The organism is uncultured Traorella sp. (genome assembly GCF_944327115.1).
In the GTDB taxonomy this organism is placed as follows: domain Bacteria; phylum Bacillota_I; class Bacilli_A; order Erysipelotrichales; family Erysipelotrichaceae; genus Traorella.
Genome location: NZ_CALVGS010000035.1, coordinates 21848 through 38878, shown reverse-complemented (window position 1 = coordinate 38878; position 17031 = coordinate 21848). Strand labels below are relative to the sequence as shown.

General features: G+C 38.6%; 17 protein-coding genes. 12 read left to right on the top strand and 5 right to left on the bottom strand.

All coding sequences use genetic code 11. From position 1 onward, the window contains the following. The 3 genes from Q0K35_RS02905 to Q0K35_RS02895 form a co-directional block, all read right to left on the bottom strand. The coding region (locus tag Q0K35_RS02905) for an ABC transporter ATP-binding protein (RefSeq protein ID WP_294561175.1) at positions 1 to 1487 on the bottom strand (1487 nt) is incomplete at its 3' end. A gap of 1 nt (position 1488) precedes the next feature. Continuing rightward, positions 1489 to 3243 carry an ABC transporter ATP-binding protein gene (locus Q0K35_RS02900; RefSeq protein WP_294561174.1) on the bottom strand — a complete coding sequence of 585 codons (1755 nt, stop codon included), beginning with the start codon at positions 3241 to 3243 and terminating at the stop codon, positions 1489 to 1491. Then, positions 3206 to 3670: a MarR family transcriptional regulator gene (locus Q0K35_RS02895; protein ID WP_294561173.1), complete on the bottom strand. Its 465-nt coding sequence runs from the start codon at positions 3668 to 3670 to the stop codon at positions 3206 to 3208. Before Q0K35_RS02895 ends, Q0K35_RS02900 begins: the two co-directional genes overlap by 38 nt. A 135-nt stretch (positions 3671 to 3805) precedes the next feature. Between Q0K35_RS02895 and Q0K35_RS02890 the strand changes: the two genes are divergently transcribed. The 8 genes from Q0K35_RS02890 to Q0K35_RS02855 all read left to right on the top strand — a co-directional run bounded on the left by Q0K35_RS02890 (position 3806) and on the right by Q0K35_RS02855 (position 9050). Beyond that, complete coding sequence (locus Q0K35_RS02890; RefSeq protein ID WP_294561172.1) at positions 3806 to 4684, top strand: LysR family transcriptional regulator; 879 nt, start codon at positions 3806 to 3808, stop codon at positions 4682 to 4684. A gap of 136 nt (positions 4685 to 4820) precedes the next feature. Continuing rightward, positions 4821 to 5720 (top strand): UDP-N-acetylmuramate dehydrogenase, encoded by a 900-nt coding sequence (gene murB, locus Q0K35_RS02885; protein WP_294561171.1) that lies wholly within the window; start codon positions 4821 to 4823, stop codon positions 5718 to 5720. Between the two features lie 31 nt (positions 5721 to 5751). Continuing rightward, entirely contained in the window at positions 5752 to 6168 is a 417-nt protein-coding gene (locus Q0K35_RS02880) for a DUF523 domain-containing protein (protein WP_294561170.1), read from the top strand. A gap of 80 nt (positions 6169 to 6248) precedes the next feature. Continuing rightward, positions 6249 to 6515: an HPr family phosphocarrier protein gene (locus tag Q0K35_RS02875; RefSeq protein ID WP_071441233.1), complete on the top strand. Its 267-nt coding sequence runs from the start codon at positions 6249 to 6251 to the stop codon at positions 6513 to 6515. 65 nt (positions 6516 to 6580) lie between these two features. After that, positions 6581 to 7003 (top strand): hypothetical protein, encoded by a 423-nt coding sequence (locus Q0K35_RS02870; RefSeq protein WP_294561169.1) that lies wholly within the window; start codon positions 6581 to 6583, stop codon positions 7001 to 7003. Between the two features lie 129 nt (positions 7004 to 7132). Next, a complete protein-coding gene (locus Q0K35_RS02865) occupies positions 7133 to 7651 on the top strand; it encodes a hypothetical protein (protein WP_294561168.1) in 519 nt (172 codons plus the stop codon). Beyond that, a complete protein-coding gene (locus Q0K35_RS02860) occupies positions 7641 to 8102 on the top strand; it encodes a deoxyuridine 5'-triphosphate nucleotidohydrolase (protein WP_294561167.1) in 462 nt (153 codons plus the stop codon). Before Q0K35_RS02865 ends, Q0K35_RS02860 begins: the two co-directional genes overlap by 11 nt. Positions 8103 to 8201: 99 nt before the next feature. Further along, positions 8202 to 9050 (top strand): phosphatase PAP2 family protein, encoded by an 849-nt coding sequence (locus Q0K35_RS02855; protein WP_294561166.1) that lies wholly within the window; start codon positions 8202 to 8204, stop codon positions 9048 to 9050. Between the two features lie 147 nt (positions 9051 to 9197). Here Q0K35_RS02855 and Q0K35_RS02850 read toward each other — a convergent pair whose 3' ends face one another. Continuing rightward, positions 9198 to 9947, bottom strand: coding sequence for an SDR family oxidoreductase (locus tag Q0K35_RS02850; RefSeq protein ID WP_294561165.1), 750 nt, complete (start codon positions 9945 to 9947; stop codon positions 9198 to 9200). A 100-nt stretch (positions 9948 to 10047) separates the two neighbouring features. Here Q0K35_RS02850 and Q0K35_RS02845 point away from each other — a divergent pair, with 100 nt between their 5' ends. After that, positions 10048 to 10590, top strand: a complete 543-nt coding sequence (locus tag Q0K35_RS02845) for a TetR/AcrR family transcriptional regulator (protein ID WP_294561164.1) — start codon at positions 10048 to 10050, stop codon at positions 10588 to 10590. Positions 10591 to 10603: 13 nt separating this feature from the next. Here Q0K35_RS02845 and Q0K35_RS02840 read toward each other — a convergent pair whose 3' ends face one another. Beyond that, entirely contained in the window at positions 10604 to 11962 is a 1359-nt protein-coding gene (locus tag Q0K35_RS02840; protein ID WP_294561163.1) for an MATE family efflux transporter, read from the bottom strand. Between the two features lie 144 nt (positions 11963 to 12106). Between Q0K35_RS02840 and Q0K35_RS02835 the strand changes: the two genes are divergently transcribed. The 3 genes from Q0K35_RS02835 to rhuM all read left to right on the top strand — a co-directional run bounded on the left by Q0K35_RS02835 (position 12107) and on the right by rhuM (position 16878). Then, positions 12107 to 13795, top strand: coding sequence for a phospho-sugar mutase (locus Q0K35_RS02835; protein ID WP_294561162.1), 1689 nt, complete (start codon positions 12107 to 12109; stop codon positions 13793 to 13795). A gap of 16 nt (positions 13796 to 13811) precedes the next feature. Then, positions 13812 to 15650 carry a 1,4-alpha-glucan branching protein GlgB gene (gene glgB / locus Q0K35_RS02830; RefSeq protein ID WP_294561161.1) on the top strand — a complete coding sequence of 613 codons (1839 nt, stop codon included), beginning with the start codon at positions 13812 to 13814 and terminating at the stop codon, positions 15648 to 15650. 259 nt (positions 15651 to 15909) lie between these two features. Then, complete coding sequence (gene rhuM, locus Q0K35_RS02825) at positions 15910 to 16878, top strand: RhuM family protein (protein ID WP_294561160.1); 969 nt, start codon at positions 15910 to 15912, stop codon at positions 16876 to 16878. Positions 16879 to 17031: the final 153 nt, after the last annotated feature.

Genomic DNA, 17031 nt, shown 5'->3' with positions numbered 1-17031 from the left:
GCGATACATTCTTCATCCGTTGCATCCAATCGTCCATAACGGATATTATCCAGCACGGTTCCTGTAAACAGATGGGTATCCTGCAAGACCATGCCTAATGATCTTCTAAGATCTGCTTTTTTGATTTTATTGATGTTGATGCCATCATAACGTATCTTTCCGTCTGCGATATCATAGAAGCGATTGATCAGATTTGTAATCGTCGTCTTACCGGCACCTGTACTGCCGACAAAGGCAATTTTCTGTCCCGGTGTCGCATACAGTTTGATATTATGAAGGACGATCTTATTTTCATCATAGCCAAAATCAACATCATCAAAGGTAACATCACCTTCAAGCTTCGTATAAGTGATCGTATGATCTGCTTTATGCGGATGTTTCCATGCCCAAATACCGGTACGCTTTTCAGTTTCACTTAAGCTGCCGTCAGGATTTTCGATGGCATTCACAAGTGTCACATAACCATTATCGACTTCACTTTCTTCATCCATCAGATCAAAGATACGGTTGGCACCGGCCATGGCCATGACGATACTGTTGATTTGCTGGGATATCTGACTTACCGGCTGGGTTGAATTTTTATTCAGTGTTAAAAATGATACAAGGGTTCCAAGCGTGAGCCCCGAATAACCGCCAAGCGCCATGATTGCCCCGATGATGGCACATAATACATAGCTGATATTACCGATATTGGCATTGATCGGCATTGAAATGTTGGAGAAAGTATTGGCTGCATTTGCACTTGCACGCAGCTCTTCATTTAAAGCTCGGAAATCCTCCAGGCTTTTTTCTTCGTGACAGAAGACCTTTACGACCTTTTGTCCTTCCATCATTTCTTCGATGTAACCATTTACGATACCCAAATCTTTTTGCTGCTTAGTGAAATAAGTACCAGACTTGCCAGCAATTTTAGATGTAGCGATCAGCATGATACCGATCATGAACAAGGTAACCAAGGTCAATGGAATGTCTAACACGATCATGCTGATAAAGGAAGAAATGATCGTTACGGATGAGTGGATCAGCTGGGGAATGCTTTGACTGATCAATTGACGAAGGGTATCGACATCATTTGTATAGATAGACATGATATCACCATGAATATGGGTGTCGAAGTATCTGATAGGTAAAGACTCCATATGTTCAAACAGCTCAACACGAAGATTACGCATCGTACCCTGTGTGATATTGACCATGATGCGGTTATAGGCATAAGCACACAGGATACCGGCGGCATAGATCTCAGCCAAGCTAAGCAAGGCTTTTGCTAAGGAAGCAAAATCAGGATCAGCCGAACGTGTCAAAGGTACGATATAATCATCGATCAATGTCTGCATGAACAGCGTACCATAGAGCGTTGCCAGGGAGGAGCCGATGATACAGATCACCACCAGCAGAAAAGAAAGCTTGTAGTTTTTCAACATATAACCCAATATCCGCTTCATCGTTTTCATGAGGTCTTTCATATTTGTCTTAGGCTTGTTCATTTTATGCTTCCTCCTTTCCGGCTTCATCAAAATCACCGCCACCCTGTGTCTGGGCTTCATAAATTTCACGATACATCTCATTTTCCTTCAATAGGTTTTCATGAGTATCAAAGCCTTTTACAGTACCGTCATCCAGGACTAAAATACGATCTGCATCTTGGACGCTGGAAATTCTCTGGGCAATGATCAATTTTGTCGTACCGGGAATCTTAGTGGCAAAGGCTTGACGTATCTTGGCATCTGTGGCGGTATCGACCGCACTGGTCGAATCATCCAGGATCAGCACCTTTGGTTTTTTCAGTAAAGCCCTGGCTATGCATAAACGCTGCTTCTGACCACCGGAAACATTGCTGCCGCCCTGTTCGATCCAAGTATCGTATTTATTTGGAAACCGTTCAATAAACTCATCTGCACAGGCCTGCCTGCAAACTTCACGACATTCATCTTCCGTCGCATCCTCTTTGCCCCAGCGAAGATTATCCAAGATCGTACCGGAGAAAAGGACATTTTTCTGAAGAACGACTGCGACTTGGTTACGCAAGGCCTCAAGATCATAGCTGCGCACATCCCTGCCGCCTACAAAGACGCTTCCCTCGTCAACATCATAAAGACGGCTGATCAGAGAAGCCAGTGTCGATTTACCTGAACCGGTAGATCCGATGACACCGATCGTTTCCCCGGAAGCAATATGTAAATCAATGTCATGGAGAGTTTCTTCACCACTGCCATGCTTATAGGAAAAGCTAACGTGATTAAAGTCAATACGACCATCAGCAACTTCCATTTCAGGCTGCTCAGGATTTGTCAGATCACATTTTTCATCTAATATTTCGACGATTCGTCTGCCATTGGCAATGCTCATGGAAATCATGACAAAGATCATGGAAAGCATCATCAGTGACATCAAAACGCTCATGACATAGCTAAACATGCTGGTCAATTCCCCGGTTGTCAGATCGCCTATGACGATATAATGGGCACCAAACCATGAAAGAGCAATGATACATCCGTAGACAACCAGCATCATGACAGGATTATTCAACGCTAAAAGACTCTCTGCCTTTACAAAATAACGATACAGATGCTCTGCCGCCTTTTTAAATTTCTGGTCTTCATAATCTTCTCGTACATATGCCTTCACGACACGGATCGCACTGATATTTTCCTGTACGCTGGCATTTAAATCATCATACTTTTGAAATACATAATTAAAGATCTTCGTCGTTCTCAGCATGATAAACAACAAGGCTGCTGCCAAAAAGACAATTGCGATCAAAAAGATCGAGCTCAATGAAGCATTGATGAAAAAGCACATGAACATGCTGCAGATAAGCATCAAGGGTGCTCTTGTCGCAATACGTAAGACCATTTGATAAGCATTCTGAATATTTGTCACATCTGTTGTCATTCGAGTAACAAGTCCGGCCGTTGAATATTTATCAATATTTGAAAAAGAAAAGGTCTGTACATTCTCATACATGGCATCACGCAGATTGCATGCGAAGCCGCTGGAAGCTTCTGCGGCATATTTTCCCGCAAGGACACCAAATACCAAACTAAAAAAAGCCATGACCAGCATAATGCCGCCATAGATAAAAATCTGTGTCATATTGCCGGCTTCGATTCCTTTATCAATGATAGAAGCAGTGACAAAGGGAATCAATACCTCCATCAGCACCTCTAAAGCAGTAAACAAAGGCGCTAAAAACGATGCTTTCTTATATTGCTTTACTTGTGATAAGAGCGTTTTTATCATGTTCATTCCTCCTGTCATCCATGTTTTGAAGCATCTTAAGCAATGTATGCTTACAAAGCTCCATTTCATTTTCAGTTATGTTCAAGCATAGATTCTCTTGCTGCTTCATTAAGCAATCATGAATCATATCCTTTTCCCGATAAGCTTTATCACTCAGTATGATGATCTTCTTTCGTTCATCCTCACGTGAGCTTTCCAGCCTCAAATAGCCTTTATTCTTCAATCCCTTCAAGATCGATGATATAGCTGATTTCGATATCTTAAATGCATCATGAAGCTTTGTTGCATAGACATTTGTTTTTTGAGAGAGCAGATAATCCAAGGTAAACGCCTGTGAAGGGGTAATATCTAACATCTGCATGTTCTTTTTCGCATAAAGCTCCAATGCCTGATTCAATTCTTTGAGAATCAAAACGATATGTTCCATCTATAAGACTCCTTTCTGTGACTATTAGTTAACTTCTTAACATTCAGCACATGTACTATTATAGTAAATTCGCCTTGAAAGAGAATTTAGAAAATGCTATTATTGATAAGTAAAAATTATTAATTGAGGTGTAAGATGAATACTTTCCAACTCTTATGTTTTTTAACGGTCGCCGAAACCTTAAACTTTGCCAGAGCAGCCGAACAGCTGCATGTGACCCAGCCGGCAGTGACCCAGCAGATCCATTCACTGGAAAGAAGCTTAAACGTCAAGCTTTTTAAACGTACGACCCGCAGCGTCAAATTGACAGAGGAAGGACGGATCTTTATTCACGATGCCAAGCAGATCGTAGCATTGACACAGCGGGCGATGAAAAGATTTGAAAACCCAAACGATGAACAGCTTCAGTTTTTATCGATCGGTTGTCATAGTTATATTTATTTGTTTCTTTTACCACCTGTTTTGAAAAGATTAATCGAACGTCATCCTGCCCTGCATCCACGCCTTCATGTCGTTCCTTTTGCACATCTTTATCGTTTTTTGGAAGAGGATGATGTCGATCTGATTATTGGTTTTAAGGAATCTTCTGCGAAAAAGATAAATGCAAACTACCGTGAGATCGCGAAAATTCCACTTGTCTGTGTCATGCCATTGGGCCATCCTCTTTCCGGGAAAAAAACAGTGACCATAGAAGACATGCGAAAAGAAAAAATCATTCTTTTAGATCCTGCGAAAGCACAAGATGATATCGTGCGTTTGCAAGGAAAGCTCATGGACGGCCGTCCTTTTTCAGACTTTTATTTTTGCGAAACAGCTGAAGCGGTTTTCAGTCTTGTGCAGGCAGGTATCGGGATTGCCATCACACCTAAGCTTGTATCACCGGACATGGCGTTAACCTATGTGCCTGTCAGTGGCAATAATGATCTCTCTTTTGGCATTTATTATAAGTCAGTACAGTCAAATGTACTTATAAAGGATTTTATGACGCTCATGAAGGAATGTACTGTATTTTAGATAGGTTATCATTTAAAGAAGAAGCCGATATTTATCACTGTGAGTGAATCATTGGACGAGTTTGTGATAAAGAAACAGGGAAGAATGCGAATATCAAAGAAAATCATGGCAGGATTCAAGGTGATGTTTCCTATATTTGGAATTGTTTGTGTCAGGCATTCTATTAGGCATTTATCATATTCTTTCATATAATAAATATATGGACAAGATTGAAATAAGAAGGAATGAATATTTGAAGGAATATACGACTCTTCATATCGGTGGTAAATGTAAAAAGTTATATTTTCCAAAAAATGAAGAAGAAGTAAAAAAAATCCTGGCAAATGATCAGCCGATCATCTTGGGAAATGGCAGCAACGTCCTGATCAGTGATGAAAGAGAATTTGAAAGTGCCATGATCCTGACACAGATGAATCATATTGAATGTAAATCAGAGGTGATCATAGCCGAGGCAGGTGCCAGACTTATGGATGTCTGCCTATATGCTTATCAAAGAGGCTTGAGCGGCTTAGAATTTGCTTATGGGATACCGGGCAGTGTCGGAGGTGCAGTTATTATGAATGCCGGTGCCTATGGCGGTGAGATCAGTGATGTCGTTGAATGTGTAACGACAACAGAAAAGCAATATTCTAAAGAAGCATGTGCTTTCAGCTATCGTCATTCTGTTTTTTCAGATCGCAGCGAATGTATCATCAATGCGGTTTTTCGTCTGAAAAAAGGGGATAAAGAAATGATCCGTATGAAAATGAAGGAGCTGATAGAAAAAAGAATCGAAAAGCAGCCTCTTGATCAATACAGTGCAGGTTCTACCTTTAAAAGAGGGCCTGATTTCTATGCCAGTCAGCTGATCAATGATTGTTCATTAAAAGGATATCATGTCAATGAGGCTGCAGTATCAACGAAACATGCAGGTTTTTTGATTAATCAGGGAGAGGCAAGCTTTCGTGATTTCTTAACGCTGATCCATCAAGTACAAGCAATTGTTTATGAACAGACCTCAAAGCATTTAGAGTGTGAAATAAAGATCATTGAATAGCTGAATATATCAATTGAATCGAGGTGGTAGTATGATTGCAGTCAGTAAATGTCTTTTAGGTGAATGCTGTCGCTATGATGGCAAACATTGCATGAATAAAAAGGTCATTGATTATTTAAAAGATAAAGAATATATTGGAATTTGTCCTGAATGCCTGGGTGGCTTGCCAATACCTCGGCAGCCAAGCGAGATCATTGACGGAAAAGTTTATTCCAGTTCCTTGCAAAGTGTTGATGACGCATTTCACTCAGGTGCCGAAAAAGCTTTACAAATCATCAAAAAGCACGGATGCCGGGTGGCAATCTTAAAAGAGAGCTCACCGAGCTGTGGCGTTCATCAGGTGTATGATGGCAGCTTCAGCGGTAAAAAGATAGCGGGAAAAGGGATTTGTACACAGCTATTGGAAGAAAATGGAATCAGTTGTATTTCAAGTGAAGAATTTGAATGAGAAAATAAGAAATTATGCTTGTAACTGTTTGCAATTTGGGTTAAAATACAAATGATGATTATTTAGGAGGAAATATAAAAATGAAACAAATTACTGTTCAAGTTATTGATCCAGTTGGATTACATGCACGTCCTGCAACGGTAGCTGTAAGCGCTGCAAGTAAATTTAAATGTGAAGTAAGCGTTGCTTTCAAGGGACGCGAAGTTAACATGAAATCTATTATGGGTGTTATGTCACTGGGTATTCCTACACAGTCTGAAATCACGATTACTTTCAACGGTGAAGATGAAGAAGCTGCGATGACAGCTATCGAAGATATCCTTCGTGCCCAGAAGATCATCGCATAATTAAAAGATTAATGAAAACATATCTTCGGATATGTTTTTATTTTAAAAAAGACAGGAGGTTACATATGATCACACGGTATAAATATAAAAGCGATGTTCCTTATAGTCTTCATGATATGAGGATCGAAAGAATCGAAATGATGGATCAATCATTAAAGCTATTTTTTGAACAAGGATATTCTCAATCTTGTGAACCATATAAACAAGTAGACGGAACGATTGTTTTTGAAGAGGCAGATCTTGATTTCTGTTTTGTATATTTGTTAAGCAAGAATGGTGAATTAGGTAAGTTCAATGGAGAAAAATTTACATTACCGGATTTTCTTAAACGTTATGAAGATTTTTCATTTGAAGTTACTGATGAAAATTATGGATATAATTCAGTCGTATATAGCGGATATCTAATATTTCCGGAAAATAATAATGTCGTTGAGGCAACGATTGCCATGTATTATGCAGGAGATATCATTTACGAAACTGAAGAATGATTCATGGAATGTATGAAACAGTTGGTCAAAAGACTGACTGTTTTTTCTTCAGTAAGGCAGATATAAAATTTAAACTACATTTTTAAGAGAGATTATGGTATATTATTAACATTGGAAAAGAGGGATATTATGGATATAGTAAGCTGGGTCGTTATCGTATTGGTGGCAGTCTTTTTAGTATTTGAAGGAAAGGAAGCATTGAGCGGACTTATCGCAATGCGTAAAAATATCGAACAGATCAAAAAGAATAAAGAAGATGTCCAGATTTATAAGGATTATATGACTTTGGTACTTGCTTATGCAGCGTTCGCAGTGCTCATGGTTGTTTTTGGTGTTTATTTTCTCATGAATCAAAATTATCCGTATGGTTTTATGTTTTTTGTATTGGCTTTCTTCTGTATCGTTTTCATTATCGAAGCTGTTTTGACACGGACCTTTGTTTTATATGATAACGGTTTTCTTTATGCGGGGAAAATGTTTAAATATCGCAGCGTATTGAAAATTGAAGAAAAGAAGAAATTTTTAAAGGGTTATCGTGTAAAGCTTACCAGTGAGGATGAGATATATGTTTCAAAGAAAATAAGACCGTTATTTGAAGAAAAACTGAAGAGCTTTAAGAACAGGAAGAGAGGCAGACATGAGAAATAGAGGTTTTGAGGTTGCGAAAGGCTTTGAGGATAAAGATATTCATCTTCCGCAAAGAAGCACGCAGAGATCAGCGGGTTATGATATCGAGGCTGCTGAGGATTGTGTGATCATGCCGTTTAAATGGGGAGATAAGCCTTTTCTTGTGGAAACCGGACTTAAGGCTTATATGCCGGAGGATGAGTTTTTGATGCTGTGTAATCGCAGCTCGAACCCATTTAAAAAAGGATTGGTCATGGCTAACAGCATAGGTATCATAGATGCTGATTATTATGGAAATCGTGATAATGACGGTGCCATGAAATTTGCTTTTTATAATTTTACAAGCGAACCTGTATCCATTTCTAAACATGAGCGGATCGGTCAGGCCATTTTCATGAAATATCAAAAGGCAGATGATGATCGTTCAGAGGGTGAAAGAAGCGGCGGGTTTGGCAGTACGGATCAAAAGTAAGCGCCTGGCGCTTTTTTCTTATGGTATGGTGTTATAAAATGAATCGGTTATGGTTGACATTTATTTCTTTTATCCCTATTATTAAAACAGGTGATTGCAATGAAAATTAGAAAAGAATTTCAGATTTTCTTTATCATATTGGTAATGCTTTTGGTTGTTTCTTATTATTTTGATTATAAAATCAGTGATGACTTGTATAATCGTTCTTCACTGATATGTCGAAGCATCCATGTCTTTGCACAGATTCCTGCTTATCTTTTAATGGCTTTTTTCAGTGCAGGTATTTTCAATAGCCGTTCTCGTGATTATTCATCTTTCTCGATGCTTAGTGCAGTGGGAGGCTTTCTATTGACAGCGGTATTCGGTTTTCTTTGCGGATATGTCTTTCTTTATAATTTAGGACTTTATTCGATCACCTTGATCATGGCCATTGATATCGGAATATTTGTATGCTGTTATATGGTGACAAAGCTTATATGTGATCATGATGCTTATGCGCTTAGAAAGGCTTCAAAGCTGGGACTCAGCAGTTTTGCTTTGATTTTGATCATTACATTGACATGTACTGCTTTTGTTGACAGGATTCCTTTCCGCAGGCTTGACGGAACTGTAAACGTATTTAAACCCTGGTATCTTGCAGGTCTTTCCTTTGATCCGATGGGCTTTCTGAATCGCAGCTTTCCATCAATCACGCTGGCCTTATCGAGTGATATCCTGCTGATCAATCTCATACCGCAATTTTCCAGAAGATTCAGAGATAGAAAAACGATTCTTTCAATAATCAGCTTTTCATGGATATTTGTCATTGCGATCAGTCAGATCATCTTAGGATATTCATATTTGAGTGATATATTGATAGGTCTTTTGATCGGATGCATGTCTATTTTCTTGTTTTATCTGGTTTACTATAAGAAGAATGATTCTTTTAAAGAAATGATGAATAAATAATTAAGAGCCTTATGAAGTGAACCCTTAAAGTTGGACCAATTTCAATTATATGACAGTGATTATTTAATACAGGATTGCATTGTTAAGAAATTAAAGGATCATATATAAAAAAAATTCCTTTCTTGCATTAAAGAAAGGAATTTTTCATTAACAAACCGACATACCGCCGTCTACGGAAATCACTGCTCCGTTGATCCATGTTGCTTCGTCACTGCATAAGAATGCACAGATATTGGCAATTTCTTCAGGCTGTCCAAAACTCTTGACCGGCATTGCCTTGATTAAATTTGAAAGGCTTTCCTGGGCTTCATGATATTTTTGACCGCCAAGGGTAAGATTAGTCGCACATCCTCCCGGATGAACGATGTTACAACGGATATTGTTTTTCGCAAAACTAAAAGCAATACTTTTTGTCAGGCCTTCTAAACCTGCTTTGGCAGCTGTGTAGCTGGGTCCATGATTACCTCTTAATGCTGCATAGGAACCGATGTTGACGATGCTTCCGCCACCATTTTCAATCATGAGAGGCATGGCTTCCCGAAGGATTCTGAAAGGAGCTTTTAAGTCAATGTTCATGACCGTATCCCATCTTTCATCATCAGTTTCTAATAACGGATAGCTGAGATCATTGATGCCTGCGATGTTGCATACACCGTCCAAATGTCCATATGTTTCTTTAACAATATTTATCATATTCTTGATATTATCCAGATCTGTCACATCAGCAATCACAGGTGTTACATGTTCATGTCCACCCCAAACATTCAATACATCTTTATTGCGGTCAACCGCAACGATCAAAGCACCTTCAGCTTCAAATTTTGTGACGGTTGCTTTTCCCATGCCGCTAGCGGCACCTGTAATCAAAAAGACTTTGTTTTCAAGCTGTTTCTTCATTGTTTTACCTCCGTTCACTCTTGATAAAATCATTATAAGATTTTAAAATGATCTTATCAATCATCAAAAAAACATCATATGTTGATTATTTGGAGGCATTATGAATCATAAAAAGAATAAACATTATCAACAAACCCATCAGCGAATCAAAGATACGCTTTTGAAACTCATTCATGAAAAGAAAAAAGTGAATATTGCACAGATTTGTCGTGATGTCGGGATCAATCGGACAACTTTCTATCAGCATTATGAAGATATCGTTGAACTATTTGAGGATGTTCAGTCTTCGATATTTAAACAATTAATCGAAACCTATGAGAACCAGCCTGTGAGGATTGAATTTATGTCATTTCGCTCTTATGAAATCTTTGCTGAGCATGTAAAGGAAAACAGGCATTTTTATAAACTTTATTTTGAAATGAATACGAACTTTCCTTTAAAAGACGGTCTAAAAGAAATGTGGGATACGATCATTTTACCTTATTTTCATGAGCGGGGTATTTATGATGAAGAGGTGATGTCATTACGTTTTGTCTGTTATCAGGCAGGCTTTACGATTACTTTAAAAAAATGGGTGGATCAGGATTGCCAACTTGAGATCCGAAAGGTCGCCCGGATTCTTTCAGAATGTTTAAAAATGTAAAAAAAAGCAAATATTACTTTGCTTTTTGAGTTAATAAACGTTTGAAATAAATCACAAACATCGTAACGGTCGTACAGACAGCGATAAAATCAGCAACCGGTTCGGCCATAAATACTGCGTTTGCCTGATCAGTAAAGAGATTCGGTAAGATATAGATCAAAGGAATCAATAGGATAATTTTTCGTAAGACTGCCAGAAAAACGCTGGTCTTGGCATTGCCTAAAGCGATAAAGGTTTGCTGGCAGGCAATCTGTGCCCCAAACAGAAGGCTTGTTGCCATATAGATACGCAAGGCTTTCTGGGTATAAGCTGCAAGCTCAGGCTTATCGGTAAAAATGCTGACAAACAGCTGCGGCGTAAAGATGCTGAGTGCCCAAAGCGTCGTAGAATAGATCATGCAAACGACCAAAAGATACATAAAGGCTTTTTTCACGCGATCTAAATTACCGGCACCAAAATTATAAGATACGATTGGCTGGGAGCCCTGGGTCATGCCCTGAAGCGGCAGCATGGAGAACTGCATGACGCTGGAAAGGATCGTCATGGCACCAACAGCGATATCTCCTCCATACTTTAATAACGATGTGTTGAAGCAGACTGTGATGACGCTTTCTGTAAACTGCATGATAAAAGGTGATAGTCCTAAAGCGATACATGGAAGGAAAACAGCCGGACGTAATGTCAGATATTTTTTTCTCAGCTTCAAAGATGTTTTCTTTCCACATAAGAACAGAATGACCCATACACAGGAAACTGCCTGGGAAAGGATCGTAGCCAGTGCAGCCCCTTGAACACCCATGTTTAACGGGAACATAAAAATAGGATCCAGGATGATGTTGAGGATGGCTCCGATCAAGATCGTTTTCATCGCTTCGGTAGAAAATCCCTGTGCGCTGATGAAAGCGTTGAGTCCTAATGTCAGCTGAACAAAGATCGTTCCGATCGCATAGATCTGAAGATATTCCCATCCATACTGTACCGTATTTTCACTCGCTCCAAAGAAGAGCAGCAGATCCCATCCGAAAATAAGAATCAAGGCTGTGGTGATGATGGCAATGACGATCAGCAGCACAAAGCTGTTGCCAAGGATATTCTCTGCTTCATCGTTTTTCTTGCGCCCCATCATGATGCTGGCTCTTGGAGCAGAACCCATGCTGACAAGTGCCGCAAAAGCACTCACTGCCATGATGATCGGCATGGTCACCCCTACTCCTGTTAAGGCAACATCGCCGATACCTTCAATATGACCGATATACATACGATCGACCATGTTGTATAGAACGTTGATGATCTGTGCGACAATGGCAGGCAAGGCAAGCTTGAATAAGAGCTTTCCTACGGAACCATGTCCCAAATCAGCAGATTGATTCATGATATTCACCTCGCAATGTATTTATTATATCAGAAAAATAATATGAATCAGAATTTGATTTAAGAGAAAACGGACAAAAAAAGAAAATTGTTTAACTAAAACGCTTTCACATGATGTATAATAAAACTATCAGGAGGGAATCATATGATTTTAGAACAATATAATAGATGGCTGAACCATCCGAATATTGATCCGACTTTAAAAGAAGAGCTTTTAAACATGGATGAAAAAACAAAAAATGATGCTTTTTATACCAATATTGAATTTGGAACAGCAGGTATGAGAGGTCTATTAGGGGCAGGGACCAATCGTATTAATATACATACGATTCGCAAAGCCAATGTCGGTTTTGCTAACTATATCTTGTCTTTAGGCGAAGATGCAAAGAAGAAGGGTGTTGCCATAGGCTATGACAATCGTCATATGTCCCATGAATTTGCGATGGACAGCGCAAAAGTGCTTTCTACTTTTGGTATTACGACTTATGTATTTGAAAGTCTGCGGCCGACACCGGAATTAAGCTTTGCGGTACGTCATTTAGGATGTGCAGGAGGTATCATGATCACAGCTTCTCATAATCCAAAGGAATATAACGGATATAAGCTGTATGATGATAAAGGCTGTCAGCTGGTACCTGCTTTGGCGAATAAAGTGATTGCGCTTGTCAATGCGGTAGAAGATGAGCTGGCCATTCAGACCGATAATGCCGATGAGTCATTGATCCATATTATCGGGAAAGAGGTTGATGAAGAATACTACAAAAATGTTTTGGCGATTCAGCTGAATCCGGATGTGGATAAAGAAGGGATCAAAATTATTTTTACACCTCAGCATGGTACGAGCAATATTCCTGTGAAGGAAATTTATAACCGTACGGGATATCATTATGTAGCGGTCGAGGAACAGTGTACGCCAGATCCTGATTTTTCAAATACGCCGACACCGAATCCGGAAGAACCGGCTTCTTATAACCTGGCGCTGGAATATGCGGCAAGGGAAAATGCGGATATCGTGTTAAGCTGTGATCCGGATGCGGATCGTATGGGTGTTGCCGTTAAGCATCATGGCGAATATGTTCTTTTGACAGGAAATCAGTCAGGATCTGTTTTAATTGAATATATTTTCTCACAAAGAACTAAAAAAGGAAAAATGCCGAAAAACGCAGTAATGTTCAATACGGTCGTTACCAGTGATTTAGGTGAGAAGATTGCTTCTAAATATGGTGTCGAAACCGAAAAGACATTAACAGGTTTTAAGTTTATCGGTGAAAAGATTGCGAAATATGAAGTATCGCATGAAAAGGAATATGTATTTGGCTATGAAGAAAGCTATGGATCGCTGATATCACCATTCGTACGTGATAAGGATGCACCTCAGGCTTGTTTGATGCTTGCGGAAGCAGCCTGCTATTATCATGCACAAGGAAAAACGTTAGTCGATGTGCTGAATGGTCTGTATGAGGAATTGGGTACATATCAGGAAAGTCAGACATCTCTTTCCTTAGCAGGACAGGAAGGTGCTATGCGTATCAAGGAGATCATGGCTACGTTACGTGAACACACACCAGAACAAATTGCAGGAACTGCTGTTGTCGCATATGAGGATTACAAGACGCTGAAGCGTGTTGAAAACGGACAGGAAAGAGATTTAACTGGTTTTACTCAATCTGATGTATTGAAATTCTATCTCAAGGATGGCAGCTGGGTGGCTGTCCGTCCAAGCGGTACTGAACCAAAATGTAAATTCTATTATTGTGTAAAAGGAAATTCCATTCAGGAGGCTAAAGATAAAACGGTTGCCTATCAGAAGGCAATGTCTGATGCTATCCAATAGAGAGCAGGTGAAAGCAATGGATTTAAAAGAATTTTTTGAAGGAAATATGTGCAATGCCTATGAATATTTTGGCGCACATATTGAAGATGACGGTGTTGTTTTCAGAACCTATGCGCCTCATGCTCAGAATATTTATGTCATCGGAGATTTTAATGACTGGACGGACAGTGAAGGATCAAAGATGAAGAAAATTGATGAAAGAGGTGTTTATGAGCTTTTTATTGCGGGGGCTAAAAAGGGGCAGCTATATAAATTTCGTATCGTCCAGGCGTTAGGAAATGTGGCTGATAAAGCAGATCCCTATGCCTTTTACTCACAGCTAAGACCGGATACAGCCTCGATCATCGAAGAAATTCATACACCTGTCTTCAAGGATTCAAGGTGGATGAAAAAGCGTACGCGTAATCTTGATCAGCCGATGAATATTTATGAGATGCATATCGGTTCATGGAAAAAACCGAAAGATGGCCGTGAATGGTTCAGGTATGATGAGATTGCAGATGAGCTGATTGATTATGTCAAGAAGATGAATTATACGCATGTAGAATTCATGCCTTTGAATGAATATCCTTTTGATGGTTCGTGGGGCTATCAGACAAGCGGTTACTTTGCGGTTACGAGCCGTTATGGAAAGATCAATGATTTAAAGAAGCTGATCAACCGTCTGCATCAAAACGATATCGGTGTCATCATGGATTTTGTACCGGTACATTTTGTCAAAGATAACTATTCTTTGAATTATTTTGATGGTACACCTTTATATGAGTATGACAATGATAATGATGCCAATTCTCAATGGGGCACGAGCAACTTCAATCTATGGCGGGAAGAGGTCCGTTCCTTCCTGATGTCAGCGGCCAATTATTGGCTGGATATCTTCCATGTGGATGGCTTGCGCATGGATGCGATTGCGAACATGATCTTCTGGCAGGGCAATAAGGATAAAGGTGTGAATGAAGGGGCATTATATTTCATCAAGCGAATGAATAATAATCTCCATAAGCTTCATCCGGAAGCATTTCTGATTGCAGAAGATTCCAGTGATTTTCCAAAAGTTTGCGCTCCATCATGGGATGGCGGTCTGGAATTTGACTATAAATGGGATCTGGGCTGGATGCATGATACGCTGAAGTATTTGGAGAAGGATCCGATCTATCGCCAGTATCATCACAATCAGGTGACGTTTTCCATGGCTTACTTTTATTCTGAAAAGTTTATTTTGCCTTTGTCACATGATGAGGTCGTTCATGGCAAGCATACGATCATAGATAAGATGTGGGGCAGTTATGAACAGAAATTTGCTCAGGCAAGAACCTTGTATATGTATATGATGACCCATCCGGGAAAGAAATTAAATTTCATGGGCAATGAAATTGCTCAATTTCGGGAATGGGATGAAACGAAAGAAAATGACTGGTTCATGCTGGAATATCCGATGCATGACTCCTTTAGCCATTACATTGCTGATCTGAATAAGTTAGTTATCGAAAATCCTGCCTTTTATGAACTTGATTATTCATGGGAGGGATTCAAATGGATCGATGCCGACAATAAGGCTGATAATATGTTTATCTATCAGCGTATGAATGAGAACCAGAAGTTTATCATCGTCTTAAACTTTTCACCAAATCATTATGCCAATTTCAGGATCGGTGTGGAAAAGAATTCAACACTGAAAGAAGTATTGAATACAGATACAGATATTTATAGTGGCAGTAACATTAGAAATAAAAAAGCTTTGCGTACGAAAAAAGTACCTCATAATTTTTTAGATTACAGTTGTGAAATTGAAATTGCGCCTTTCGGCGGTATCGTTTTTGAGGTAAAAGAAATAAAATCGAAAAAATCTGTATGATTATGAAAGAGCTATATCAAACAAATAGCTCTTTTTTTATGAAATAAAAAATATTACAAAAAACATATCATTATATAATGAAATATGATATAATTTGTGTACACAAAATATCATTATTCTTTAAATGTTTTCATTTTGAATATTAAGATTAAAAATAAAATGAAGATAGAAAGAATAATAGAAAGGAGAGATAAAATTATTGAATAAGGTTTCAAATCTTTGGGTTTATCTTATGATCTGAATGAAAGCGAGGGAAAATATGAGCAAAAATGAAATGATTCAGTTCGTAGATGGAGAATTAAAATTAGATGTAAAAGTAGATCTTGAAAAAGATACAGTATGGTTAAATCAAAAACAAATTGCTGAATTATTTAATATTGATAGGACAGTTGTGGGCAGACACATTAGAAATATTTTTAAATCAGGTGAGCTTGATGAAGAAAGCATGTGTGCAAATTTTGCACATATGGGTAAATTGAACTTACAGGATTATAATGTGAAATACTATAGTCTTGATGTTATTTTAGCAGTGGGTTACAGAACAAATTCAAAACAAGGGATAGCTTTCAGAAAGTGGGCATCAAAAGTTCTCAAGGATTACATGGTTCAGGGATATGCAGTGAATGAAAAAAGACTGGCTGCCCTTCAACGTAAGCTGGAAGTACATAAATCTCTTATTTCCGGTATTGCTGATATGGCTGGACTGGAAGCAAATGATATTCTTCAAGTGATTGAAGCCTATTCTCAGGCATTAGATCTTTTGGATGATTATGATCATCAGCGGATTATTAAGCCTCAGGGAAGAGATACCATTGCTTATTTAACTGAAGATGAATGTCGAGAAGTGATTCAAAAAACAAAGTTTTCTAAGCAATCAGATCTATTTGGAAAGGAAAGAAGTGAAGGTATGTTGAGAGGAATATTGGATCAGATTCAACAGAATGTTTTTGGAAGAGAACTATATCCAACTCTTGAAGAAAAAGCAGCAAATCTTCTTTATATGCTTGTGAAAGATCATATTTATTTTGATGGAAATAAACGTCTGGCGGCTATTTTATTTCTTGAGTTTCTAAATCGGAATCATGCATTATTTGATGTTGATAGAAATATGGTTTTAAGTAATGATGCTTTGGTGGCGATAACATTGATGATTGCGGAATCGAAACCGGAGGAAAAAGAGATGATGGTTGATATCGTCATGAATTTATTAGTACCATCGATCATATAAAAATGAAATGGAAATAATTTCTTATTGTTGGTGTAAGCAGTGTTTCATCAATGAGGGGCTAAAAATATTATGAAAGAGCCTAATGAAAAGTCTTTTATCGCAAAAAAGACTTTTTTTCATGCCTAAAAAGTGTTAAAATCATAGCACTACGGG